The organism is Methylobacterium sp. PvR107, assembly GCF_017833295.1.
Classification (GTDB): Bacteria; Pseudomonadota; Alphaproteobacteria; order Rhizobiales; family Beijerinckiaceae; genus Methylobacterium.
Genome location: NZ_JAFIBW010000001.1, coordinates 5,543,949 through 5,566,413 on the forward strand (window position 1 = coordinate 5,543,949; position 22,465 = coordinate 5,566,413).

The 22,465-nt window shown below is 71.0% G+C and carries 23 protein-coding genes; 18 read left to right on the forward strand and 5 right to left on the reverse strand.

Annotated elements, in window-relative coordinates; genetic code table 11:
* Positions 1-495: a chemotaxis protein CheW gene (locus JOE48_RS26245; RefSeq protein ID WP_210034134.1), complete on the reverse strand. Its 495-nt coding sequence runs from the start codon at positions 493-495 to the stop codon at positions 1-3.
* A gap of 208 nt (positions 496-703) precedes the next feature.
* Between JOE48_RS26245 and JOE48_RS26250 the strand changes: the two genes are divergently transcribed.
* From JOE48_RS26250 to JOE48_RS26280, 7 genes are all read left to right on the forward strand, one after another.
* Positions 704-949: a hypothetical protein gene (locus JOE48_RS26250; RefSeq protein ID WP_210034136.1), complete on the forward strand. Its 246-nt coding sequence runs from the start codon at positions 704-706 to the stop codon at positions 947-949.
* A gap of 261 nt (positions 950-1,210) precedes the next feature.
* Entirely contained in the window at positions 1,211-2,032 is an 822-nt protein-coding gene (locus tag JOE48_RS26255) for a DeoR/GlpR family DNA-binding transcription regulator (RefSeq protein ID WP_210034138.1), read from the forward strand.
* An 83-nt stretch (positions 2,033-2,115) separates the two neighbouring features.
* The gene (gene glpD / locus JOE48_RS26260; RefSeq protein WP_210034140.1) at positions 2,116-3,648 is read left to right on the forward strand and encodes a glycerol-3-phosphate dehydrogenase; all 1,533 of its coding nucleotides are present in this window, start codon (positions 2,116-2,118) and stop codon (positions 3,646-3,648) included.
* A gap of 54 nt (positions 3,649-3,702) precedes the next feature.
* Positions 3,703-5,208 carry a glycerol kinase GlpK gene (gene glpK, locus JOE48_RS26265; protein WP_210034141.1) on the forward strand — a complete coding sequence of 502 codons (1,506 nt, stop codon included), beginning with the start codon at positions 3,703-3,705 and terminating at the stop codon, positions 5,206-5,208.
* A 291-nt stretch (positions 5,209-5,499) separates the two neighbouring features.
* Positions 5,500-6,231 carry an MIP/aquaporin family protein gene (locus JOE48_RS26270; RefSeq protein ID WP_210034142.1) on the forward strand — a complete coding sequence of 244 codons (732 nt, stop codon included), beginning with the start codon at positions 5,500-5,502 and terminating at the stop codon, positions 6,229-6,231.
* A gap of 137 nt (positions 6,232-6,368) precedes the next feature.
* A complete protein-coding gene (gene lipA, locus JOE48_RS26275) occupies positions 6,369-7,352 on the forward strand; it encodes a lipoyl synthase (RefSeq protein WP_210034143.1) in 984 nt (327 codons plus the stop codon).
* Positions 7,353-7,367: 15 nt separating this feature from the next.
* A complete protein-coding gene (locus JOE48_RS26280) occupies positions 7,368-7,826 on the forward strand; it encodes a type II toxin-antitoxin system RatA family toxin (RefSeq protein WP_210034153.1) in 459 nt (152 codons plus the stop codon).
* A gap of 40 nt (positions 7,827-7,866) precedes the next feature.
* On the opposite strand, the gene JOE48_RS26285 is transcribed toward JOE48_RS26280, so the two are convergent.
* Positions 7,867-9,084: an FAD-dependent oxidoreductase gene (locus JOE48_RS26285; RefSeq protein WP_210034155.1), complete on the reverse strand. Its 1,218-nt coding sequence runs from the start codon at positions 9,082-9,084 to the stop codon at positions 7,867-7,869.
* 22 nt (positions 9,085-9,106) lie between these two features.
* Positions 9,107-9,604: a CinA family protein gene (locus JOE48_RS26290; RefSeq protein WP_210034158.1), complete on the reverse strand. Its 498-nt coding sequence runs from the start codon at positions 9,602-9,604 to the stop codon at positions 9,107-9,109.
* Positions 9,605-9,707: 103 nt separating this feature from the next.
* Between JOE48_RS26290 and JOE48_RS26295 the strand changes: the two genes are divergently transcribed.
* On the forward strand, positions 9,708-10,106 hold the full coding sequence (locus JOE48_RS26295) for an MAPEG family protein (protein ID WP_210034160.1): 399 nt from the start codon (positions 9,708-9,710) through the stop codon (positions 10,104-10,106).
* Between the two features lie 153 nt (positions 10,107-10,259).
* Here JOE48_RS26295 and JOE48_RS26300 read toward each other — a convergent pair whose 3' ends face one another.
* Positions 10,260-11,591 carry a bifunctional 2-C-methyl-D-erythritol 4-phosphate cytidylyltransferase/2-C-methyl-D-erythritol 2,4-cyclodiphosphate synthase gene (locus JOE48_RS26300; RefSeq protein WP_210034162.1) on the reverse strand — a complete coding sequence of 444 codons (1,332 nt, stop codon included), beginning with the start codon at positions 11,589-11,591 and terminating at the stop codon, positions 10,260-10,262.
* A 171-nt stretch (positions 11,592-11,762) separates the two neighbouring features.
* On the opposite strand from JOE48_RS26300, the gene dusB reads away from it, so the two are divergent.
* Genes dusB through ntrC form a run of 3 tightly spaced genes read left to right on the forward strand, consistent with a single transcriptional unit; the run spans position 11,763 to position 15,439 of the window.
* On the forward strand, positions 11,763-12,788 hold the full coding sequence (gene dusB / locus JOE48_RS26305) for a tRNA dihydrouridine synthase DusB (protein WP_210034171.1): 1,026 nt from the start codon (positions 11,763-11,765) through the stop codon (positions 12,786-12,788).
* Positions 12,785-13,927 carry a two-component system sensor histidine kinase NtrB gene (locus tag JOE48_RS26310; protein WP_210034173.1) on the forward strand — a complete coding sequence of 381 codons (1,143 nt, stop codon included), beginning with the start codon at positions 12,785-12,787 and terminating at the stop codon, positions 13,925-13,927. The genes dusB and JOE48_RS26310 overlap by 4 nt, the downstream gene beginning before the upstream one ends.
* A gap of 48 nt (positions 13,928-13,975) precedes the next feature.
* Positions 13,976-15,439 (forward strand): nitrogen regulation protein NR(I), encoded by a 1,464-nt coding sequence (gene ntrC / locus JOE48_RS26315; RefSeq protein ID WP_210034175.1) that lies wholly within the window; start codon positions 13,976-13,978, stop codon positions 15,437-15,439.
* Between the two features lie 188 nt (positions 15,440-15,627).
* Here the strand turns inward: ntrC and JOE48_RS26320 are convergent, their stop codons facing one another.
* Positions 15,628-15,897 carry a hypothetical protein gene (locus JOE48_RS26320; RefSeq protein ID WP_210034183.1) on the reverse strand — a complete coding sequence of 90 codons (270 nt, stop codon included), beginning with the start codon at positions 15,895-15,897 and terminating at the stop codon, positions 15,628-15,630.
* A gap of 88 nt (positions 15,898-15,985) precedes the next feature.
* Here JOE48_RS26320 and JOE48_RS26325 point away from each other — a divergent pair, with 88 nt between their 5' ends.
* The 7 genes from JOE48_RS26325 (at position 15,986) to JOE48_RS26355 (ending at position 22,373) form a co-directional block, all read left to right on the forward strand.
* Positions 15,986-16,159: an Rmf/CrpP family protein gene (locus JOE48_RS26325; protein ID WP_210034185.1), complete on the forward strand. Its 174-nt coding sequence runs from the start codon at positions 15,986-15,988 to the stop codon at positions 16,157-16,159.
* 107 nt (positions 16,160-16,266) lie between these two features.
* Complete coding sequence (gene metC / locus JOE48_RS26330; protein WP_210034186.1) at positions 16,267-17,457, forward strand: cystathionine beta-lyase; 1,191 nt, start codon at positions 16,267-16,269, stop codon at positions 17,455-17,457.
* On the forward strand, positions 17,454-18,887 hold the full coding sequence (locus tag JOE48_RS26335; protein WP_210034188.1) for an MmgE/PrpD family protein: 1,434 nt from the start codon (positions 17,454-17,456) through the stop codon (positions 18,885-18,887). The genes metC and JOE48_RS26335 overlap by 4 nt, the downstream gene beginning before the upstream one ends.
* Positions 18,888-18,950: 63 nt before the next feature.
* Positions 18,951-20,684: an ArnT family glycosyltransferase gene (locus JOE48_RS26340; RefSeq protein ID WP_210034189.1), complete on the forward strand. Its 1,734-nt coding sequence runs from the start codon at positions 18,951-18,953 to the stop codon at positions 20,682-20,684.
* The gene (locus tag JOE48_RS26345) at positions 20,681-21,448 is read left to right on the forward strand and encodes a glycosyltransferase (RefSeq protein ID WP_210034191.1); all 768 of its coding nucleotides are present in this window, start codon (positions 20,681-20,683) and stop codon (positions 21,446-21,448) included. Before JOE48_RS26340 ends, JOE48_RS26345 begins: the two co-directional genes overlap by 4 nt.
* Complete coding sequence (locus JOE48_RS26350) at positions 21,442-21,774, forward strand: lipid-A-disaccharide synthase N-terminal domain-containing protein (RefSeq protein WP_210034193.1); 333 nt, start codon at positions 21,442-21,444, stop codon at positions 21,772-21,774. Before JOE48_RS26345 ends, JOE48_RS26350 begins: the two co-directional genes overlap by 7 nt.
* Entirely contained in the window at positions 21,771-22,373 is a 603-nt protein-coding gene (locus JOE48_RS26355) for a pyridoxamine 5'-phosphate oxidase family protein (protein ID WP_210034195.1), read from the forward strand. Before JOE48_RS26350 ends, JOE48_RS26355 begins: the two co-directional genes overlap by 4 nt.
* The last annotated feature ends 92 nt before the right edge of the window (positions 22,374-22,465 follow it).

The window sequence follows — 22,465 nt, forward strand, 5'->3', positions numbered from 1 at the left end:
TCAGGCGATCTGAGGCAGCGCGGCGAGCCGTTCGGCGGCGGCCTGCGACAGCGCGGCGACCCGGGCTTGTTCCTGCGCCGTCAAGAGTCGCTCCGGCGCGAGTGCGTGGATGAGGCGGTCGCCGAGGACGAGTTCGGCCGCGACACAGCCGTTGAGCGTCCCTTCCGCCTCGACCGGCCGGATCGCGGCCTCGGAGACGGTGACGAGGTCGGCGGCGCGATCGACGAGGTAGGCGTGCGGCGCGTCGCGGGTGAGGACGAGATGCGCGTAGAGGCCGGCCGCCGACGCGGCGGGACGGAGGCCGAGCAGAGCTGCCAGGTCGATGACCGGGATCGGCGCGCCACCGAGATTGAGGAATCCGATGAGCCATCCTCCGGCGGCGGGCGGATTGTGCAGATCCGGAAGCGGCAGCACCTCGGCCACGGCCGCACGGGGCAGGGCGCAGGGTGTGCCGGCAACGTCGAGGACGAGATAGGCCGAACCGTTGCTGGCCACCGCCACCCGCTCCCCCCTTATCCGGTCGCGACCGAACCGAGACGGCTCGCGACATAGGCCGTGTTAACGCTCCCGGCAATCGTCGGGTCCGCAACACAGGTGGAGGCGGAACCAAGTCTTGTCTCAGCCGCTTATTTTCCGACGCAGCGGAATCGCACCTGACGAGGTGCGCGGCCTTGCCTGCGCCGGTCTACGCCAGGGATTGACGATGAAGAAACTTCTGTTGGCCGCCGCGTCGCTGACGCTGCTCGCGGGCTCCGCCTACGCCCAGGGCAACTCGCCCTACAACTCTTCCGGCTCGCAGGCCGGTGGCCCCCGGGGTGGCATGGAGCGCGCGGCCGAAGGCGCTGCGATGGAGCAGGGTGCCGCTCCGGCCGCTCGGCCGATGATGCGCAAGCGCATGAAGCACAAGCGGATGATGAAGCATCACCGCCGGATGCGCCATCACATGTAATCACCGTCGGGCCTCGCCGCGCTGCGCGGCAATGCCCATACGGCTTGGCCTGCCGCAACCGCGGCAGGCCTTTTTCGTGGCTGTTCACCGGCAAACGCCGGCGGAGCAGTCAGGCAGCATAATGCAGCCCGCCCGCCGGTTGCCGGACGCGCAGGCGCGGTCCAAGCTCGCCCGAACGCAGCACCGATCGAAAGATGTTCGCAAACGAACATCTTTCGATCATCGGTAGTGCATGCTGAGTGGGGAAACGCGGGAGGATCAATGTCACGACCGCTCGACCGGAGGTCCGAGGACAGGATCGAGGCGACCGGTGTCGAGGGGCGGCGCAGCGCCATCGTGGCGTCCGTGCGCCAGCGGGGGTTCGTCACCATCGAGGCCCTGGCGGCGCAGTTCGGCGTCACCGTCCAGACGATCCGGCGCGACCTCAACGAGCTGAGTGCCGAGGGCCGCCTCGAACGCTACCGGGGCGGGGGCGGCTTGCCGTCGAGCGTCGAGAACATCGATTATGCCGACCGCCGCGTGACCCTGCTGCCGGAGAAGACCCGGATCGGTCGCTTGGCGGCAAGCCGGATCCCGTCGCATTGCTCGGTCTTCATCAACATCGGCACGACGCCAGAGGCGGTCGCCCGAGAACTCACCCGTCACGACGACCTGAGCATCATCACCAACAATCTCAACGTCGCGATCTCGTTGGCAGACATGACGGAGTTCCGCATCGTGGTGGCCGGCGGCACCGTGCGCAACCGCGACGGGGCGGTGCTCGGCCAGCTCACCTGCGATACGCTCAGCCAGTTCCGCGTCGACGTGGCGGTGATCGGGATCAGCGGCATCGACGCCGACGGGGCTCTTCTCGACTACGATTACGAGGAGGTGCGTGCAACGCAGACCATCCTGGCGCATGCGCGGAAGACCTTCCTGGTCGCCGACCACACCAAGTTCACCCGCCGCCCGATGGTCCAGGTCGGGCAACTGGATCAGATCGATACCTTCTTCACCGATCAGATGCCGCCCGCCGAGATCATCGCACTGATGGAGCGCCAGGGCGTCACGCTGGCCGTGGCCGAGGGTGGCGGCGAACCCTAACGAACAATCATTTTTCGCTTGCGAAAATCTCGGGATGGCTCGATATATCTCCAACCCGCCGGCAGGGCGGGAGAGGAGGAACCATGGCGGCAGCAACGGGCCAGTGCGCGCCGTCCGACGCCTACGATCTGCTGATCATCGGCGGCGGCATCAACGGCACGGGCATCGCCCGGGATGCGGCCGGCCGCGGCCTGTCGGTCCTGCTGGCCGAGCGCGGGGATCTGGCTGGCTTCACCTCCTCATCCTCGACGAAGCTGATCCACGGCGGCCTGCGCTACCTCGAATATTACGAGTTCCGCCTCGTGCGCGAGGCGCTCGCCGAGCGCGAGCGGCTGCTGCGGCTCGCCCCGCACGTGATCTGGCCCCTGCGCTTCGTCCTGCCCCATGACGAGGGCCTGCGCCCGGCCTGGATGCTGCGGCTCGGCCTGTTCCTCTACGATCACCTCGCGCGGCTGCGCACCCTGCCGGGCTCCCACGGGGTCGATCTCCGCAGTTCCGCCTACGGCGCCCCCTTGCAGAAGCGCCTGACGCGCGGCTTCGTCTATTCGGACTGCTGGGTCGAGGACAGCCGCCTCGTGGTGCTCAACGCCATGGATGCCCGGGAGCGCGGCGCCACGGTTCTGACCCGCACCGGCGTCGTCTCGGCCCGGCCCGAGGGCGAGGGCTGGGTCGCGACCCTGCGCGACGAGCGCGGCGGGGCCGAGCGGACGATCCGCGCGAAGGCCGTCGTCAACGCCGCCGGCCCCTGGGTCAGCGAGACCCTCGGCGGCACGCTCGGCATCAACAGCCGCGCCGCGGTGCGGCTGATCAAGGGCAGCCACATCGTGGTCAAGCGTCTGTTCGCCGGCGATCAGGCCTACATTCTGCAGCAGCCCGACAAGCGCATCATCTTCGCGATCCCCTACGAGCGCGACTTCACGCTGATCGGCACCACCGACGTCCCCTACGACGGCGAGCCCGGCCCGGTCTCGATCTCCGCGGACGAGACCGACTACCTCTGCGGCTGCATCAACCGCTCGTTCGACACCAAGATCACCCCGGCCGACGTGGTGTGGAGCTACTCGGGCGTGCGACCGCTCTACGACGACGCGGCCGAGAACGCCTCGGCGGTGACCCGCGACTACGTCCTCGATGTCGAGGACCAGGGCGGGACAGCCGCCGTGCTGTCGGTGTTCGGCGGCAAGATCACGACCTACCGGCGGCTCGCCGAGCACGCGCTGGAGAAGCTGAAGCCCTACTTCCCGCACCTCAGGAAGGCCTGGACGGGAGAGGCGGTGCTACCCGGCGGCGCCATGAAGGATGCGGATTTCGACCGGTTCCTCGCCAAGCTGAAGGCCGAGAAGCCGTTCCTGTCTGACGAGACCGCCCGGCGCCTCGCCCGCGCCTACGGCACCCGGGCGCGGGACATCGTCGGGACAGCGCAGTCGATGGCGGATCTCGGCGAGGCCTTCGACGGTGGGCTGACCGCGGCCGAGGTCGATTACCTGCGCACCGAGGAATGGGCGGTCACCGCCGACGACATCCTGTGGCGCCGCTCGAAGCTCGGCCTGCGCACGAGCCCGGAGAGCGCCGCGCGCCTTGCCGCCTATCTCGATTGCAGGGCCGAGGCGGCCTGACGATTTCGGACCCGTTCCGGCACAGACCGACCGGGCATAACAGGGGAGGGAACGATGAGCCGTTACGTCGGGGCCATCGATCAGGGCACCACCAGCAGCCGCTTCATCGTGTTCGACCGAGAGGGCGGCGTGATCACGCTCGCCCAGGCCGAGCACGCGCAGATCTACCCGGCCCCCGGCCATGTCGAGCACGACGCCACCGAGATCTGGACGAAGACGCAGGGCGTGATGCGTGAGGCGCTGGAGAAGGGCGGCCTGCAACCCTCCGATCTCGCCGCCATCGGCATCACCAACCAGCGCGAGACCACGCTGATCTGGGACCGGACGACGGGCAAGCCGCTCCATAACGCCCTGGTCTGGCAGGACACCCGCAACGACCGGCTGGTCGCCGAGTTCGCCCGCGACGGCGGCCGCGACCGGTTCCGCGACCTGACGGGCCTGCCGCTGGCGAGCTATTTTTCGGGTCTCAAGCTGCGCTGGCTCCTCGATCACGTATCCGGCGCCCGCGAGAAGGCCGAGGCCGGCGACGTATTGTTCGGCAACATCGACACGTGGCTCGTCTGGAACCTCACCGGCGGCACGGAGGGCGGCCTTCACGTCACCGACGTGACCAATGCCAGCCGCACGCAACTCATGTCGCTCAAGACCCTGGAATGGGATGACGGCATGCTCGAGACCTTCGGCATCCCGAAGGCGATGCTGCCGAAGATCGTCTCGTCGAGCGAGGTCTACGGCGAGACCAAGGCGCCGTTCTCGGGCGTGCCGATCGCCGGCATCCTGGGCGACCAGCAGGCGGCCCTGTTCGGCCAGACCTGCTTCACCCCCGGCGAGGCCAAGAATACCTACGGCACCGGCTGCTTCGCGCTGATGAACACCGGCGAGGAGCCGGTTCCTTCGAAGGCCGGCCTCGTCACGACGCTGGCCTACCGCCTCGACGGGCAGAAGCCCGCCTACGCGCTCGAAGGCTCGATCGCCATCACGGGCGCCCTGGTGCAGTGGCTGCGCGACAACCTGCACATGATCAAGGATTCCGCGGAGGTCGAGACGCTCGCCACCACGGTCGAGGACAATGGCGGCGTCTACTTCGTGCCGGCCTTCTCGGGCCTCTACGCGCCGCACTGGAACGAGGGCGCCCGCGGCCTGATCATCGGCCTCACCCGCTACGTCAACCGCGGCCACATCGCCCGCTCGGTGCTGGAGGCGACCGCCTTCCAGACCCACGAGGTACTGGACGCGATGGCCAAGGATTCCGGCATCCCCGTCAAGGAGTTGCGCGCCGACGGCGGCATGGTCGCCAACAACACGCTGATGCAGTTCCAGGCCGACATGCTCGACGTGCCGGTGGTGCGCCCGAAGGTGGCCGAGACGACCGCGCTCGGCGCCGCCTACGCGGCGGGTCTCGCGGTCGGCTACTGGAAGGGACTCGACGACCTCAAGCGCAACTGGGGTGTCGACAAGCGCTGGACGCCGAAGATGGATGCCGGCCGGCGCGAGACGATCGCCGCCGCCTGGAGCCGGGCGGTGCAGCGCTCCTTCGATTGGAAGACCGACGAGGATTGAGGGGCGGACAGCCGGGTCCGTGCGCGCGGCGCGTGGGCCTGCCAACCTCGTGACCGCCTCCATCCCACCCGCGACCTCATCCCGAGATGCGGCGAAGCCGCCTCGAAGGAGGGTTCCAGCCAGTCGCACGATCCCTGGAGCTCTCCTTCGCGGCCTACGCCACGCTTCGGCACCTGAGGATGAGGGAGGTGAATTGGATCTGCGCCGATAACGGTGGCCGCCTTCGGCGATCACACGCTCGCACAAGCTTTAAGCGCTCACAAAAAAGCAGCGAACGGGGGAGACGAAACGATGACATCACCCTTCCTGGGCGAATTCCTGGGCACGATGACCTTGATCGTGCTCGGCGACGGCGTCGTGGCCGGCGCCCTGCTCAAGCATTCCAAGGGCGAGAACGCCGGCTGGATCGCCATCACGGCGGGCTGGGCCTTCGCGGTCCTCGCCGGTGTGTTCGTGGCCAACGCCACAGGCAGCGCCGACGCCCACATCAACCCGGCGGTCACCGTGGCGGGCGCCGTCAGCTCCGGCGATTACGGCAAGCTCGCCACCTACATCCCCGCCCAGATGCTCGGCGCCTTCGTGGGCGCCGTGATCGTCTGGCTCCATTACCTGCCGCATTGGGGCGCGACCCAGGATCCCGACCTCAAGCTCGCCTGCTTCTGCACCGGCCCGGCGATCCGGGACGCGAAGGCCAACTGGCTGTCCGAGATCATCGCGACCTTCTTCCTGATCCTGACCATCTCCGCCCTCGTGACCACCACGCTGGGCTCCGCCGGCGCGATCCCGCGGGCGGTCGCGCCCTACATGGTCGGCATGCTGGTCTGGGGCATCGGCCTGTCGCTGGGGGGCACCACCGGCTACGCCATCAACCCGGCCCGCGACCTCGGGCCGCGCGTGGCCCACGCGGTGCTGCCGATCGCCGGAAAGGGCACCTCCGACTGGGGCTACGCGCTGATCCCCGTGGCCGCGCCCCTGGTCGGGGCGGTGCTGGCCGGGCTGCTCGTCCGGGCGCTCGGGATCTGACGGAACGGCCGCACCCTCAATTACCGCGGGGCGGCCCGGCGTCGCGGCGGTTTGCGGCGCGCGGCCTTGAGCCTTAAGTCAGGGCGATCCCGAACGCGCCCCCGGGCGCCCCCACGCGGTGTGGCAGCCCCCGACCCATGGCCGTCGTCCTCGACATCCTGAAGAATGATCCGCGGGCGGACCGCCTGCGCCATCCCGAGAAGGCGCACCGGCCCGATCAGCCGGTCCAGGCCAAGAAGCCGGACTGGATCCGCGTCAAGGCACCGGGCTCCAAGGCCTGGACCGAGACCCAGAAGATCGTGCGCGAGCACGGGCTGGTTACGGTCTGCGAGGAGGCGGGCTGCCCGAATATCGGCGAGTGCTGGGAGAAGCGGCACGCCACCTTCATGATCATGGGCGACACCTGCACGCGGGCCTGCGCCTTCTGCAACGTGCGCACCGGCCTGCCCAACGCCCTCGACCTGGGCGAGCCGGACAAGATCGCCGACTCGGTGGCCAAGCTTGGCCTGCATCACGTCGTCATCACCTCGGTGGACCGGGACGACCTGAAGGACGGCGGCGCCGAGCACTTCGCCCGCACGATCGCGGCGATCCGGCTGGCGAGCCCCGGCACGACCGTGGAGATCCTGACCCCCGACTTCCTGCGCAAGGACGGTGCGCTCGAAATCGTGGTCGCCGCCAAGCCCGACGTGTTCAACCACAACTTGGAGACCGTGCCGGCCAAGTACCTGACGGTGCGGCCGGGGGCCCGCTACTTCCACTCGGTGCGCCTGCTGCAGCGGGTGAAGGAACTCGACCCGTCGATCTTCACCAAATCGGGCATCATGGTCGGGCTCGGCGAGGAGCGGAACGAAGTGCTCCAGCTCATGGACGACCTGCGCTCGGCCGACGTCGACTTCCTGACCATCGGCCAGTATCTGCAGCCCTCGAAGAAGCACCACGAGGTCGTGCGCTTCGTCCCCCCCGACGAGTTCAAGGCCTACGAGACCACCGCCTACGCCAAGGGTTTCCTGCTGGTGTCGGCCACGCCCCTGACGCGCTCATCGCACCACGCGGGCGAGGACTTTTCGCGCCTTCAGGCGGCGCGTCTGGCCAAACTGTCGCCCGCGCTCTCGGCCTGAGGAAATTCGAACACCATGCCGTCCTTCCGGGTCACCCGCGCGGTGAAGCACTCGCCGCAGCAGATGTACGACCTCGTCGCCGACGTGGAGCGCTACCCCGAGTTCCTGCCGCTCTGCAAATCCCTGCGGGTGATCCGCCGGCAGGAGACGCCCGACGGCGGGCAGGTGCTGATCGCCGAGATGGGCGTGGGCTACAAAGCGATCCGCGAGCGCTTCACCACCCGGGTGACCCTCGATCCGGCGGATCTCAAGATCGTGGCCGAGTATATCGACGGTCCGTTCCGGCACTTGGAGAACCGCTGGCTGTTCAAGGACGGCCCGAATGGCGGCTGCGCGATCGACTTCTTCATCACCTACGAGTTCAAGAGCCGCACCCTGGGGCTCCTCATGGGCACGATGTTCGACCGGGCGTTCCGCAAGTTCACCGACGCCTTCGAGGGGCGGGCGGATCGCATGTACAGGGCGCGGGCGTAGCCGCCGTCATCGCGAGCAAAGACGATGCGCAAGGACGGCCTCAGGCCCGCGCCGGCATCCGCACGTGTTCGGGCCGTACGCCCATCCCGATCATCCGCGCCGGCAGGACCTGAAGCTGCGGCAGGGCATCGAGAATCCGCAGCGCCAGCGGCGCCCGGAACGGCGCGTCGGCCGCGAGCGACGCGGCAATCACCCGGGACTGGATCATCCGCTGAAGCGCCTGCGTCGCCCGCACCGGGAACATCCGCCTGGCCTGAACCCCGGCGAGGTCGGCCTCCGTGGGACGACCCGCCCGCAGCGGCTCGGACAGGAGGTTGGCTGTCGCCACCGCATCCTGGATCGCGAGGTTGATCCCGACGCCCCCCACCGGCGACATCGCATGGGCGGCGTCGCCGATGCAGAGCAGGCCCGGGCGATGCCAGCGGTCGAGCCGGTCGACCGTGACGGTCAGGAGCTTGACGTCGTCCCACGCCGCGATGGCGTCAGTGCGGTCGGCCAGGAACGGCGCGATCTGCGCCACCGCGGCCCGGAAGGCCGGCAGGCCCTTCGCGCGGAGCGCCGCGTCGCCGCCCTTCGGCACCACGTAGGCGCATTGCCACGAATCGCCCCGGTCGAGGGTGATCAGGATCCGCCCCGGCCCGAACCGTCCGGCTGCCGCCTCCGGGTCGCCGTCCCGGCGCGGCAAGCGGAACCATAGGACGTCGATCGGGGCGCCGAAGGCCCGCGGCACGAAACCCGCCTGCGCGCGCATCCGCGAGTGACGGCCATCCGCGCAGAGCACGAGATCGGATCGGATCTCGACTGGACCGTCCGGCCCGGCGGCGCGCACGCCCGCGATGCGGCCTGCCGCCTCGATCAGGTCCTGCGCCTCGGTGCGGCGGATCAGGCGGAACGTCCGGTATCGTGCGGCCTCGCCGGCCAGGAAATCCAGGAAGTCCCATTGCGGCATGAACGACAGGAAGCGGTTCCGGGTCGGCAGCCGGCTGAAATCGGCGACCCGGTAGCTGCGCCCGTCGACGACGCCGGAGAAATTCTCGACGCGCCGCTGGGGGAGGGCGCGGAAGCGCTCGGTGAAGCCGAGCTCGTCCATCAGGTCGAGGGTCGAGGGGTGGATCGTGTCGCCGCGGAAATCGCGCAGGAAATCGGCGTGCTTCTCCAGCACCGTGACGTCGATGCCCGCGCGGGCAAAGAGCAGTCCGGCCATCATCCCGGCGGGGCCGCCGCCGACGATGCAGAGGCGGGTCGTCACCGTGTCCATGGGCGGTCCTCCCCTACCGTGATCAGTCGCCGCGGGCGTCCTCCAAGAGACCGAGCGCGTCGGCCACGGCGGCGCGTCGGATGCCCGCGCGCCCGAGATCGCCGTAGCGCCGCTCCAGATGACGCGTCTCGCCATCCCGCAGGCCGAGGCCGAAATGAACCAGCCCGACCGGCTTCTCGGCGCTCCCACCGCCGGGGCCGGCAATGCCCGTGATCGCCACCGCGACGGAAGCCCGCGATGCGGCCAGCGCCCCGGCCGCCATCGCCCGCGCCACGGGCTCGCTGACCGCGCCGTGCCGGCAGATCAGGTCCATGGGCACGCCGATCGCCTCGGCCTTGGCTTCGTTCGAGTAGGTGACGAAGCCGCGCTCCAGGACGGCCGACGAGCCCGGCACCGCGGTGATCAGCCCGGCCACGAGGCCACCCGTGCAGGATTCGGCCGTGGCGATGGTGCGTCCGTCCGCCGCGTAGGCTGCCACCAGCGCCTCGGCCCGGGCGAGAAGCTCTGCGTCGTCAATCATCGCGAACGGGCTCCCCTCGGGCGGCGGCGCCCTATCTCACGGTGTGACTCAAGGCCGAGCCCGGCTCAAGGACCGGTGGCCCCCGATCGGAGACACCCTTTCCATGATCTTCCCCGCGACCACGGCTTTCTATGCCGGGCTGCTCGCACTCGTGTATCTGGGCCTTTCGGGATGGGTGATCGGGGCCCGCGTCTCCGAAAACGTGCTGTTCGGCGACGGCGGCGACGACACGGTGCTCAAGCGCGTGCGCTCGCACGCCAATTTCGCGGAATACGTCCCGCTGGCCCTGATCGTGATCGGCTTGCTGGAGGCGAGCGGCGGCAGTCACGGGCTGGTTCAGGCGCTGCTGATCGCCCTGTTGGTCGCCCGGATCCTGCACCCGATCGGGATGTTCGCGCCCCCGAACTCGCCGCGCCAGTTCGCCTGCCGGGGCGGCGGCATCCTGCTGACGATGGCGGTCCTGGGCGTCGCGGCGATCGTACTGCTGGTGCGGGTAGCCTGAGGCCGAGCACGACACGCCTCCGCTCCCGTACGGGAGAGGGAATCCGCGCCCGGTCCGGAAGCCGCGTTGCCCGTGCCGACGCGTGAATTGACAACCCTGCAACGGGAGCGGGCCGGCCGCGCCCTGTTCCGTCCCCGCTCGCTCCGAGACCGTTCAGCCCTGCCGCATCGCGGTCTCAGCCTGCGCGTCGAGGGCGGGGCCGTCCTCCTCGGGCAGCCGGACCGTCGCGGCGGCCTGTGCGGCGAGACCTTCCGCCCGCCCGACGAAGCCGAGCTTCTCGGTGGTCGTCGCCTTGATGGAGACGCTGCTGAGCGGCACGCCCGCGATGGCGGCGATGCGCGCGCGGATCTCCTCGCGGTGCTTGCCGATGCGCGGCGCCTCGGCCAGCACGGTGATGTCGAGATGGTCGATGCGGCCGCCGCGGGCGCGGACCAGATCGCAGGCATGGGCCAGGAACTGGTCCGAGGCAGCCCCGCGCCAGCGTTCATCGGAGGGCGGGAAGTGGGTGCCGATATCGCCGTCCGCGATGGCGCCGAGCAGGGCGTCGGTCAGCGCGTGCAGCGCCACGTCGCCGTCCGAATGGGCGAGCACGCCGCGGTCGGCCGGGATCTTCACCCCGCCCAGCCAGACATGGTCGCCGGTGGTGAAGGCGTGCACGTCGAAGCCGGTCCCGAGGCGGGTCACGTAGGTGGTCATGGCGCGGGCTCCCGGCGCTGGCAAGTCGGTGGTCTCGGTCGCGAAGGCGCGGTCCGCTTCGATCAGGTCGGCGGGCTGGGTGATCTTGCGGTTGGCGATGTCGCCAGCGAACACCACCACCGGCAGCCCGGCCCATTCGGCGAGGGCGCCGTCGTCGGTGAAGCCGTCGAGGCCCTGCGCAGCGGCGTCCCGGTGGGCGCCGAGCAGCGGGCCAAAGGCGAAGGCCTGAGGGGTCTGGACCGCGCGTAGATGCTCCCGCGGCGGCGTCTCATGCACCCGGCCGATGCCCGGGGCGATGTCGACGACGCGCTTGACCGTGTCGGTCACCGGCACGCCCGGAACGGCGGCGCCGTGGTCGCGCCCGGCGGCGATCGCCCGGGCGATCAGCGCGGAATCCACGTAGGGCCGGGCGGCATCGTGGACCAGCACGATCTCGGGCGCATCGCCGGAGGCCAGGGCCTCGAGACCGGCCTTTACGGAGAGCTGGCGCGTCGCGCCGCCCGCGACCGGCGCGGTGATCTTGGCGCGGATCGCGGGCGCGAGCTCCTCGAGGCAGTTGCGGAAGAAGTCCGCGGCGTCGGCGGCGATGACCGGCTGGATCTGCGCGATCGCGTCGTCGGCCGCGAGGGCCGCGAGGGTGCGGGTCAGGACCGGCTGCCCGCCGACCCGGCGGTACTGCTTGGGGGTGCCGCCGCCGATGCGGATGCCGCGCCCGGCCGCCACCACCACCGCGGCGACGCCGGCTCCCACGCTGGCGGGTCCGGTGGCTGGCGTGCCGGTGGCGGGCATGGGCGACGAACTCGTGAAGTCCTGAGGGGCGGAGGGGCGGCCGGCGCGCGGGCCAGCCGTGCCGGCGTCACCCTGCCGCGATGGGTGCCCGTCGTTTAAGCGGGGGAGGGCCCGAAATCAACGCGCGGTCCCGCTTGCCAGCGGACCGGCCTTGCCTCATTGTTGTGCAGAATGATGACTGACCATTATTTGAGCGCGCTGTGCCGCGAAGGTGTGAAGGCCGGGGCGGCAGATTCTGCCCCGCTCTGCCTGCTCGCTCCCCTTTCGGGCGTCACCGACCTGCACATGCGCCGCATCGCCCGCCGCTGCGGCGCCGACGCGGTCATCTCCGAGATGGTGGCGGCCCGGGAATTCACCCGCGGATCCAGCGAGGCCGCGCTGCGCGCCGAGGGTTCCGGCGTCGACCTGCACGTGGTCCAGCTCGCGGGCTGCGAGGCGGCCCCGATGGCGGAGGCCGCGCGGCTCGCGGAGGCCGGAGGCGCCCACGTGATCGACGTGAATATGGGCTGCCCGGCCAAGATCGTGACCGGGATCGCCTCGGGCTCGGCGCTGATGCGCGATCTCGACCACGCCGCGCGCCTGCTGGCGGCGGTGCGGGACGCCGTAGCGATCCCGGTGACGGTCAAGATGCGTCTCGGCTGGGACGATGCGAGCCGCAACGCCGCCGATCTCGCCGCCCGCGCCGAGCGGCTGGGCCTCAACGCCGTGACGGTCCACGGTCGGACCCGCCAGCAATTCTACAAGGGCAGCGCCGACTGGGCGGCGATCCGCGCCGTCGTCGCGGCGGTATCGATCCCGGTGATCGCCAACGGCGACGTGACCGATCTCGCCAGCGCCCGCGCCTGCCTGGACGCCTCGGGCGCCGCGGGGGTCATGATCGGCCGTGCGGCGACCGGCCGCCCCTGGCTGGTAGGACAGGTTGCCGACGCGCTCGCGGGCCGGCCGGCCGCGGAGCCGTCCCGGGCCGAGCAGGCCGCCCTGGCCGCGGAGCATTACGCGGGGCTGCTGTCGCTCTACGGCCGCGACATCGGCGTGCGCCACGCCCGCAAGCACCTCGCCGCCTATGCCGAGACCGGCGGCGCGCTGACGGCCACGGAGCGCGCGGTGCTCCTTACCACCGCCGAGCCGGAGGTCGCGCTGACCTTGCTGGCCCGGGCCTTCGCGGACTCGGCGGATCGCGTCCAGGAGGCCGCGTGAGCGACGACTCTCTCCCGAAAGAGTCCGGCAACCGGCGCGACACCGCCGCCGAGGCCGTGCTCAACGCCCTGCCGCTGCCGGTCCTGACCATCGGCGGCGACGAGCGCATCCTCCACTGCAACCACGCCGCGGAGGCGTTCTTCGACTACTCGGCGCGGCTGATGCTGCGCCGCCGCCTGCGCGACATCATCCCGTTCGCCTCGCCGATCATCGCCCTGGTGGCCGAGGTCCGGCGCCGGGGCGCCAGCGTCAGCGAGTACCGGGTCGAGCTGACCCAGCCCCGTCTCGGGCTGGAGCGCAGCGTCGACGTGTTCGCCACCCCGCTCGGTGACGACGGCGACGCCGTGGTGATGATGCTCCAGGAGCGCACCATCGCCGACAAGATGAACCGCCAGCTCACCCATCGCGGCGCGGCGCGCTCGATGGTGGCGCTCGGCGCGATGTTGGCCCACGAGATCAAGAATCCGCTCGCGGGCATCCGCGGCGCCGCGCAGCTCCTGGAGAGCACCGGTGCCGAGGAGGACCGGCTGCTCACCCGCCTGATCTGCGACGAATCCGACCGGATCGTCCGCATCGTCGAGCGGATGGAGCTGTTCGGCGACGAGCGTCCCTCGGACCGCGGCGCCGTCAACGTCCACGGGGTGCTCGACCAAGTGAAGCGCTCGGCGCAGTCGGGCTTCGCGCGGCATATCCGGTTCATCGAGACCTACGACCCGTCGCTGCCGCCGGTGCTGGGCAGCCGCGACCAGCTGATCCAGGTGATCCTGAACCTCGTGAAGAACGCCGCCGAGGCGATCGGCCCGGACGCGGTCGAGGGCGAGATCACCCTGTCGACCGCCTTCCGCACCGGCCTGCGCCTGCAGGTACCGGGCTCGCGCGAGCGGGTCAGCCTGCCGATCGAGGTGGCGGTGCGCGACAACGGCCCCGGCATCTCGGCCGACCTCCTGCCCGACCTGTTCGACCCGTTCGTCACCACCAAGGCGCAGGGCTCCGGCCTGGGTCTTGCTTTGGTGGCCAAGATCGTCGGCGATCACGGCGGGATCGTCGAGTGCGATCCTGCCCCGCGCCGCACGGCGTTCCGCATCCTTCTGCCGATGTCGAGTGCCCGGGACGGGCGCGAATCGGCGGTCGATCCGTGATGTCGATCCCCAAATCCGGCCCCCCGTCGGAGGTCTGAGTAGAGAGTCATGCCGAACGGCCACATCATCGTCGCCGACGACGACGCCGCCATCCGCACCGTGCTCAACCAAGCGTTGTCACGGGCGGGCTACGAAGTCCGCTCGACGGGCAATTGCGCGACCCTCTGGCGCTGGGTCGCGCAGGGGGAGGGCGACCTCGTCATCACCGACGTGGTGATGCCCGACGAGAACGTGTTCGATCTGCTGCCGCGCATCAAGCGGGTGCGGCCGGAGCTGCCGATCATCGTGATGAGCGCGCAGAACACCTTCATGACGGCGATCCGCGCCTCGGAGCGGGGCGCCTACGAGTACCTGCCCAAGCCCTTCGATCTGAAGGAGCTGATCGCCATCGTGGGCCGGGCGCTCTCGCGCCCGCGCGGTACGGCACCGGCCGGGGCACCGCCCGAGAACGAGGACATCCCGCTGGTCGGCCGCTCGCCGGCCATGCAGGAGATCTACCGGGCGCTCGCCCGGCTGATGCCCACCGATCTCACCGTGATGATCACCGGCGAGTCGGGAACCGGCAAGGAGCTGGTCGCCCGGGCGCTGCACGATTACGGCCGGCGCCGCACCGGCCCGTTCGTGCCGGTCAACATGGCGGCGATCCCGCGCGACCTGATCGAATCCGAGCTGTTCGGCCACGAGAAGGGCGCCTTCACGGGGGCGCTCCAGCGTTCCGCCGGCCGGTTCGAGCAGGCCGAGGGCGGCACGCTGTTCCTCGACGAGATCGGCGACATGCCCATGGAGGCGCAGACCCGTCTGCTGCGCGTGCTCCAGCAGGGCGAGTACACAACGGTCGGCGGCCGGGTCCCGATCAAGACCAACGTGCGGATCATCGCGGCGACCAACAAGGACCTGCGGATCTCGATCCAGCAGGGCATCTTCCGCGAGGACCTGTTCTTCCGGCTCAACGTCGTGCCGCTGCGGCTGCCGGCCCTGCGCGAGCGCTCGGAAGACGTGCCGGACCTCATCCGCCACTTCTTCGTGCTGGTCGAGCGCGAGGGCCTGACCCGCAAATCGCTCGACGGCGACGCGATGGAGCGGCTCAAACGCTACCGCTGGCCCGGCAACGTCCGTGAGCTGGAGAACCTCGTCCGGCGGCTCGCCGCACTCTACCCGCAGGAGACGATCACCGGCCCGGTGATCGAGGCCGAGCTCGATACGCTGCCGCTCGCCGCCCCCGCCCCGAACGGCAACGGCGCCGCCCGCAAGGCCGGCGGGGAGTCGGAGAGCCTGTCGAGCGCCGTGGAGCGGCACCTCTCGGACTACTTTTCCGGTTATCGCGACACGCTGCCGCCGCCCGGGCTCTATCACCGGATCTTGCGGGAGATCGAAGGCCCGCTGATCGGCGCGGCGCTGGCCGCCACCCGCGGCAACCAGATTCGCGCGGCGGAACTCCTCGGGGTCAACCGCAACACCCTGCGCAAGAAGGTGCGGGACCTCGACCTGCAGGTGTTTCGAACAGCGCGGTAGGGCGATCAGCGGGGTTCGGGGGGGCGATACCACCCGGATGCCTCATCCGCGGATGCCCGCGGGAGCAGGCCGCAAAGGGGGGTTCCAGGGATCGCGCGCTGGCCGGGAGGGCTCCTTCGCGGCCCCCGCCGCGCTCCGGAACCTCAGGATGCGGCCGGGTGTGCGATGAAGAGGTCGCGAAGGGGCGCTCAGCGGCCCGGCAGGATCGGATCGCCGCGCATGAGTGCGTGGAGCCGCTCGGTGTCGAATCCGTTCGGGATGCTGGCCACGGCCGCCTTCGGCGCGGGCGCAGCCTTCGCCGGGGCCGGGAGCGACCCGGTTGCGGAGGGTTCGGCCTGAGCGGCGCGGACCACCGGCGCCGGCGCCAGGTGCGCGAGCCGATCGGCGCTGACAAGAGCGACCGTCGCCGTCGAGATGAGGACGAGGACGGCGCCGAAGAGGGAACGCAGGATACGCACGCGACGACCCGGAACGCGACTTGAGACGGCAACAGATTAGCGGTGCGGCCGTTAACGAAGCCCCACTCCAAGTCTTCGGGAGGCGATATTGACCAACGCCCAGGCCACTGCGAGCGACAGCCCGTTCATCCAGGGTCGTAATGCCCGCCTCTACGGCAAGCCCATCAGCGAATGCCCCTATCCGGAAGGCTCCCAAGAGCGCGCCGCCTGGATGGAGGCTTACGAGGAAGCGGCGAATTCGGATCTGCCCGAGAAGCCCTGATCGTGGGACAGGCCCCGCTCCGAGCCTGCGGATCCGGGCATCCGGCTTGACCTCGCCGGGTGCGCGGCGCTTCGTGCGCCGCAGCGCAACGCGATCCGCGAGCCCCGATGTCCCTGAAGCCCTCGCCCGAGTCCAAGCAGACCTTCGCGCCCGCGACGCGCCTCGTCCATGCGGGCCGCGATCCGGGCGAGCAGCACGGCTTCGTCAACACGCCGATCTATCGCGGCTCCACGGTCCTCTACCCGACCTACGACGCCATCAAGCACCGGCGCGGGCGCTACAATTACGGCACCTCGGCCACGCCCACCATGGACGCTCTCACGAGCGCCTGGACGGAGCTCGCCGGCGCCGCCGGGACGGTGGTGACGCCCTCCGGGCTCGCGGCGCTCACCGTGGCGCTGATGGCCGCGGTCTCGGCGGGCGACCACCTCCTCGTCACCGATTCCGCCTACCGGCCGACCCGCCAGTTCTGCGACGGCGTGCTGGCCCGCTACGGCGTCGCGGTCACCTACTATGACCCGGCCATCGGGGCCGGCATCGCCGAGCTGATGCGCCCGAACACCCGGGCCGTGCTGGTCGAGGCGCCCGGCTCGCAGAGCTTCGAGATGCAGGACATCCCGGCCATCGCCGAGGCCGCGCACGCCAACGACGCCTGCGTGATCATGGACAATACCTGGGCGACGCCGCTGCTGTTCCCGCCGCATGAGCGGGGCGTCGACATCGCCGTGGAGGCCGGGACCAAGTACCTGAGCGGCGGCTCGGACCTGCTGATCGGCCTGACCTCCGCGAACACGCGCTACTACCCGGCCGTGCGCCGGACCTTCGACCATTTCGCCATGTGCGCCGGCGCGGAGGACATCTTCCTGGCGCTGCGCGGTATGCGCACCATGTCGTTGCGGCTGCGCGAGCACGGCCGCGCCGGGCTCGAGATGGCCCGGTGGCTCCAGGCTCGACCGGAGGTGCTGCGCGTCCTGCATCCCGGCCTGCCTGAGGATCCCGGCCATGCGATCTGGAAGCGCGACTTCTCCGGCGCCTCCGGTCTGTTCGGGGTGATCCTCAAGCCGGTTCCCGAGAAGGCGGTCGCCGCCATGCTGGACGACCTCCAGCTCTTCGGGATGGGCTTCTCCTGGGGCGGTTTCGAGAGCCTCGTGATCCCGTTCGACTGCGCCGGCTACAGGACCGCCACGCGATGGTCCCCGGGCGGTCCGGCCCTGCGCTTCCACATCGGGCTCGAGGACACGGCCGACCTCAAAGCCGACCTCGACGCCGGCTTCGCACGCCTGCGGGCCGCGTCATGACCGCGCCGAGCCGGCGCCGTCTCATCCAGGGCGCGGGCGCTCTGGCCCTCGCAGGAACGCTACCGGCCGCCGCTGCCGAGACGGATGTGACAGGCCGGCTCGCACGCTACATGGCCGCCGCCCGGACGCAGCCGCTTCCCCCTGAGGTGCTGACCGCCTGCAAGCACCGCATCCTCGACACCCTGGCCGCCATGGTCTCCGGCGCGCGGATGCGGCCGGGCGAGATGGCGCTCACCTACGTGCGCGGCCTGGGCGGGACCGAGCAGGCCGGGGTCGTCGCCTCCGATTTCCGGACCACCACCATCAACGCGGCGCTCGCCAATGCCATGTGCGCCCATGCCGACGAGACCGACGATTTCGAGCCAGTGACCAAGGCCCATCCCGGCTGCGCCACCGTGCCGGCGGCCCTGGCCATGGCCGAGCTGCACGGCAATTCGGGCGCGGACTTCGTCCGGGCGGTGGCGCTGGGCTACGATCTCTGCTGCCGCCTGCTCCTGGCGCTCGGACCCGACCACGTGCGCGGCACGCACCGCAGCGCCGAGGGCACGAGCTCGACCTTCGGGGCGCTCGGGGCCGCCGCCGCGCTCGCCCGCCTCGACGAGCAGGGCATGCGGTTCGCGCTGTCCTACGCGGCCCAGCAGGTCTCCGGCCTGTGGAGCTGGGTGCGGGACAAGGACCACGTCGAGAAGGCGTTCGACTTCGCCGGCATGGGCGCGCGCAACGGCGTCACGGCGGTCGGCATGGTGGAGGCCGGCCTCACCGGCGTCGCCGACGTGCTCGACGGCCGGCACAACCTGCTGAACGCGCTCTCGACCGCGCCGAAACCGGACCTGATGCTCGACGGTCTCGGCAGCCGTTTCTTCGTCACCGAGACGGCGATCAAGACCTTCTCGGTGGGCTATCCGATCCAGTCGCCCCTCGACGCGACCCTGACGCTCCGCAAGCAGTATGGGCTGACGCCGGAGGCCGTGCGGCACATCCTGGTCAAGGTCCCCACCGACGCCGTCGGCATCGTCGGATCGAGCGCCATGCCGGATGTGAGTTGCCAGCACCTCGTGGCGCTCGCGCTCGTGAAGGGCGCCGTCTCCTTCGCCGACAGCCACGATGCCGGCCTGATGCACGATCCCGCGATCGCGGCCGAACGGGCCAAGGTCGAGCTGGTGGGCGATCCGGCGCTGATGGATCCCGCCGCCCCCCGCGGCGCCGTCGTGACGATGACCCTCGCGGATGGCCGGATTGTGGAGCATCACACCCGGCATCCGCCCGGAACGAAGGAGAACCCGCTGAGCACCGAGGCGGTGAACACCAAGGCGCGGGATCTGATGGCGCCGGTGCTCGGAACTGATTCGACCGAGCGCCTGATCGCGCGCATCAACACCCTGGAATCGGTCGCCGACATGCGCGAACTGCGCCCGCTCCTGACCGCCTGACGCATGGCCTGCACACCGTCGCGTATTTGACCTGCCCGCTCGATCCTGATTGACCGGCCCGACATGACCACGAGCCTCTCCGCCGGCGGAACGCCGCGCCTCGCCGCTGCCGATCGTGTCGGCCGGGGGCTCGACGCGCTGAGCGTCAGCCACGGCCGGGCGGTGGCCGCCCTCCTGGCGCTCTGCCTCGTCCTGTTCCTGCCGGGCCAGATCTCGCTGCAGCCGATGGACCGGGACGAGCCGCGCTTCGCCCAGGCCTCCAAGCAGATGCTGGAGAGCGGCGACCTCGTCGACATCCGCTTCCAGGGCGAGGCGCGGCACAAGAAGCCCGTGGGGATCTACTGGGCGCAGGCCGCCGCCGTCGCGGCCGGCGAGGCTTTGGGCGTGCCCGAGGCCCGCACGCAGATCGCCCTGTATCGGATCCCGTCCCTGATCGGGGCCATCGCCTCGGTGCTGCTCGCCTATTGGGCGGCCCTGGCCTTCCTGCCGCGCCGCGCCGCGCTTCTCGCCGCCGCCCTCTACGGCGCCTGCCTGATGCTCTCGGCCGAGGCGCATCTCGCCAAGACCGACGCGCTGCTCGCCGCCTGCGCCACCGCGAGCCTCGGCGCGCTGGCCCGGACCTGGTTGGATTCCCGCGAGGGCCGCCCCCCGGCGGGCTCGGTCTTCGCGGCCTTCTGGCTGGGCCTGGCGCTCGGGATCCTGGTCAAGGGACCGATGGTGCCGCTGTTCGTCGTCCTGCCGGCCCTGATCCTGTCGGTGACGGCACGCTCCGGACGCTGGCTCCTCGCCCTTCGGCCGCTTCCCGGCCTCGCCCTGACCCTCCTGCTGGTCGCGCCCTGGTTCGCCGCCATCGCGTGGAAGAGCGGCGGTGCGTTCTACGCCGAGGCGGTCGGGCACGACATGCTGGGCAAGGTCGGCGGCGCCGCCGAACGGCACTGGGGGCCGCCGGGCGCCTACGCGCTCGCCGTCTTCGCGATCTTCTGGCCCGGCGCCGCCTTCGCGGCCATGAGCCTGCCCTTCGCGTGGCGGGCACGGCGCGAACCCGGCGTGGCCTTCCTGATCGCGGCGGTGCTGCCGGCGTGGCTGATCTTCGAGGCGGTGCCGACGAAGCTGCCCCATTACGTCCTGCCGCTGATGCCGTGGCTCGCGATCCTCACGGTCCTGGCGACGACGCGGGGGGCGCTCGATCCCCGCCTGCGCGGGGCGCGCCTGACGGCCCTGCTAGTGCCGGCCATCCCGGTGGCGCTCACGCTCGGCCTCTGCCTTGCCGGCTGGCGCCTGGATGCCCACACGATCCCGTGGCCCGCTTTGCCGCTGCTCGCCGCCGCCTGCGGCGTCGCCGGGCTCGCCTGGATGGCCTTCGCCAAAGGACCGCCGGCGGAGGCCGCCGAGCGCGCCCTCGTGCTCAGCGTCCTGGCCTCGTGCCTGCTCGGGCCGGCGGTGCTGGGCGTGGCCCAGCGCGCGCTGCCCGCCCTCAAGGTCTCGCCCCGGCTCGCGGCCCTGCGCGACCGGATGCCCTGCGCGGATCCGCAGGTGGCGAGCCTCGGCTACCGGGAGCCCAGCCTCGTGTTCCTGGTCAGCACCGGCCTCGCCCTGCCGCCGGACGGCGCCGCCGCGCGGCGATTCCTGGAAGCCGGCGGCTGCCGGCTGCTGTTCGTGGAATCCCGGGACCGGGACGACTTCAACGCGGCCTGGCCGGTCGGACGCGGCGTGCCGGCGCCCCTGGCCGAGGTTGAGGGCTTCAACCTGAATACCGGCCGGCGGGTCTTCGTCACGGCCTACGCGGTGGCCCCGTGAGCGGCGCCCCGGTTCTCAGCGTCGTCGTGCCGGTGAAGAACGAGGCCGGCAACATCGCGCCCCTCGTGGCCGAGATCGAGGCCGCCTGCGCGGGGCTCGCCTTCGAGCTGATCTACGTCGATGACGGCTCCACGGACGGCACACCGGCCGCCCTGGCGGCCGCCCGCGCGGGCCGGCCCTGGCTTCGGGTCCTGCGCCATGCCCGAAGCGGCGGCCAGTCGGCCGCGGTGCGCAGCGGCGTCCTGGCGGCCCGGGGCGCGATCGTCGCCACCCTCGACGGCGACGGCCAGAACGATCCCGTCTTCATCCCCGCCCTCCTGGCGGCGCTGGAGACGGCCGGTCCCGGCGCCGGTCTCGCGCAAGGGCAGCGGCGCGGGCGCAAGGACGGGCGCTTCAAGATGCTCCAGTCGCGGATCGCCAACGGCGTGCGCGGGCGGATCCTGAAGGACGCCACCCGCGACACCGGCTGCGGCCTCAAGGTCTTCCGGCGTGCGGCCTATCTCCGCCTGCCGTATTTCGACGCCCTCCACCGATTCATGCCGGCGCTCGTCGTCCGCGAGGGCTTCACGGTGGTCCACCGCGACGTGATCGACCGCCCGCGGCTCACCGGCGCGTCGAATTACGGGCTGTTCGACCGTCTCTGGGTCGGGCTTCTGGATCTGGCCGGCGTCTGGTGGCTGATCCGGCGCAAGCGCGCCGATCCGCAGCCCCGGGAGATCGTGAATCCGGTGCCCACGCCGGCAGACCAGGATGTCGGATGCTGATCCAGCTCGCCCACGATCTGCCGGCCTATTTCTACGACGTCTTCGTCACGCGGCTCGATTTCTGGTTGGTCTTCGGCATCGTCGCCCAGCTGGTCTTCGGCTCGCGCTTCATCCTGCAGTGGATCGCCAGCGAGCGGGCGGGGCGGAGCGTCATGCCCCTCTCGTTCTGGTTCCTGTCGATCCTCGGCGGGATGATGACCCTGGTCTACGGCTTCGTCCGGCGCGAGCCGGTGATCATCATCGGCCAGGGGCTCTCGACCGGCATCTACCTGCGCAACCTCGCGCTGATCTTCCGCGAGCGGCAGCGGAAACGGAGCGGCGCATGACCCGCGCGCCGCTGCCCGGCTTCTACGACGATCTGGACGCCACGTTGCGCGAAGTGTGGCGCCTGCTGGCCGACGGCGCCGAGCAGGGCCGGAGCGGATTCCACCTGCCGACCCTGGCGACACGCGGTCGGGACGGCGGCCCGCGGGCCCGGACCGTGGTGCTGCGCGCGGCCGATGGCGCGGCTGGCAGCCTCCGGTTCCACTGCGACCGCCGCTCCGACAAGGCCGCGGAGATCCTGGCGCACCCGGCCTGTGCGCTGGCCGCCTACGACGCCGCCACGAAGGTCCAGATCCGCATCGAGGGCCGCGCCACGCTCCACACCGACGATCCCGTGGCGGAGGCAGCCTGGGCCGAGTCCCGGGCGATGAGCCGGGTCTGCTACGGCGCGGAACCGGCGCCGGGCACCGCGCTGCCCGAGGGCGGCGCTTACAGCCTTCCGGACGAGGCCTCGGCCACGACGCTGGGCCGTCCGCGCTTCGCCGCCGTGCTGGTGCGGGCCGAGCGCCTGGACTTCCTCTACCTCGACCGGCGCGGTCACCGGCGGGCCGCTTGGTGCCGGAGCGAGCCCGGCTGGCAGGGCGGCTGGCTGGCACCCTGACGGCCAAGGGCTGGATGCGCGGCGGGACGACGAGACTTCCCCAGGGGCCAGCCGTGCCGGCATCACTTTACGTTCCGTCCCGGCGATTCACG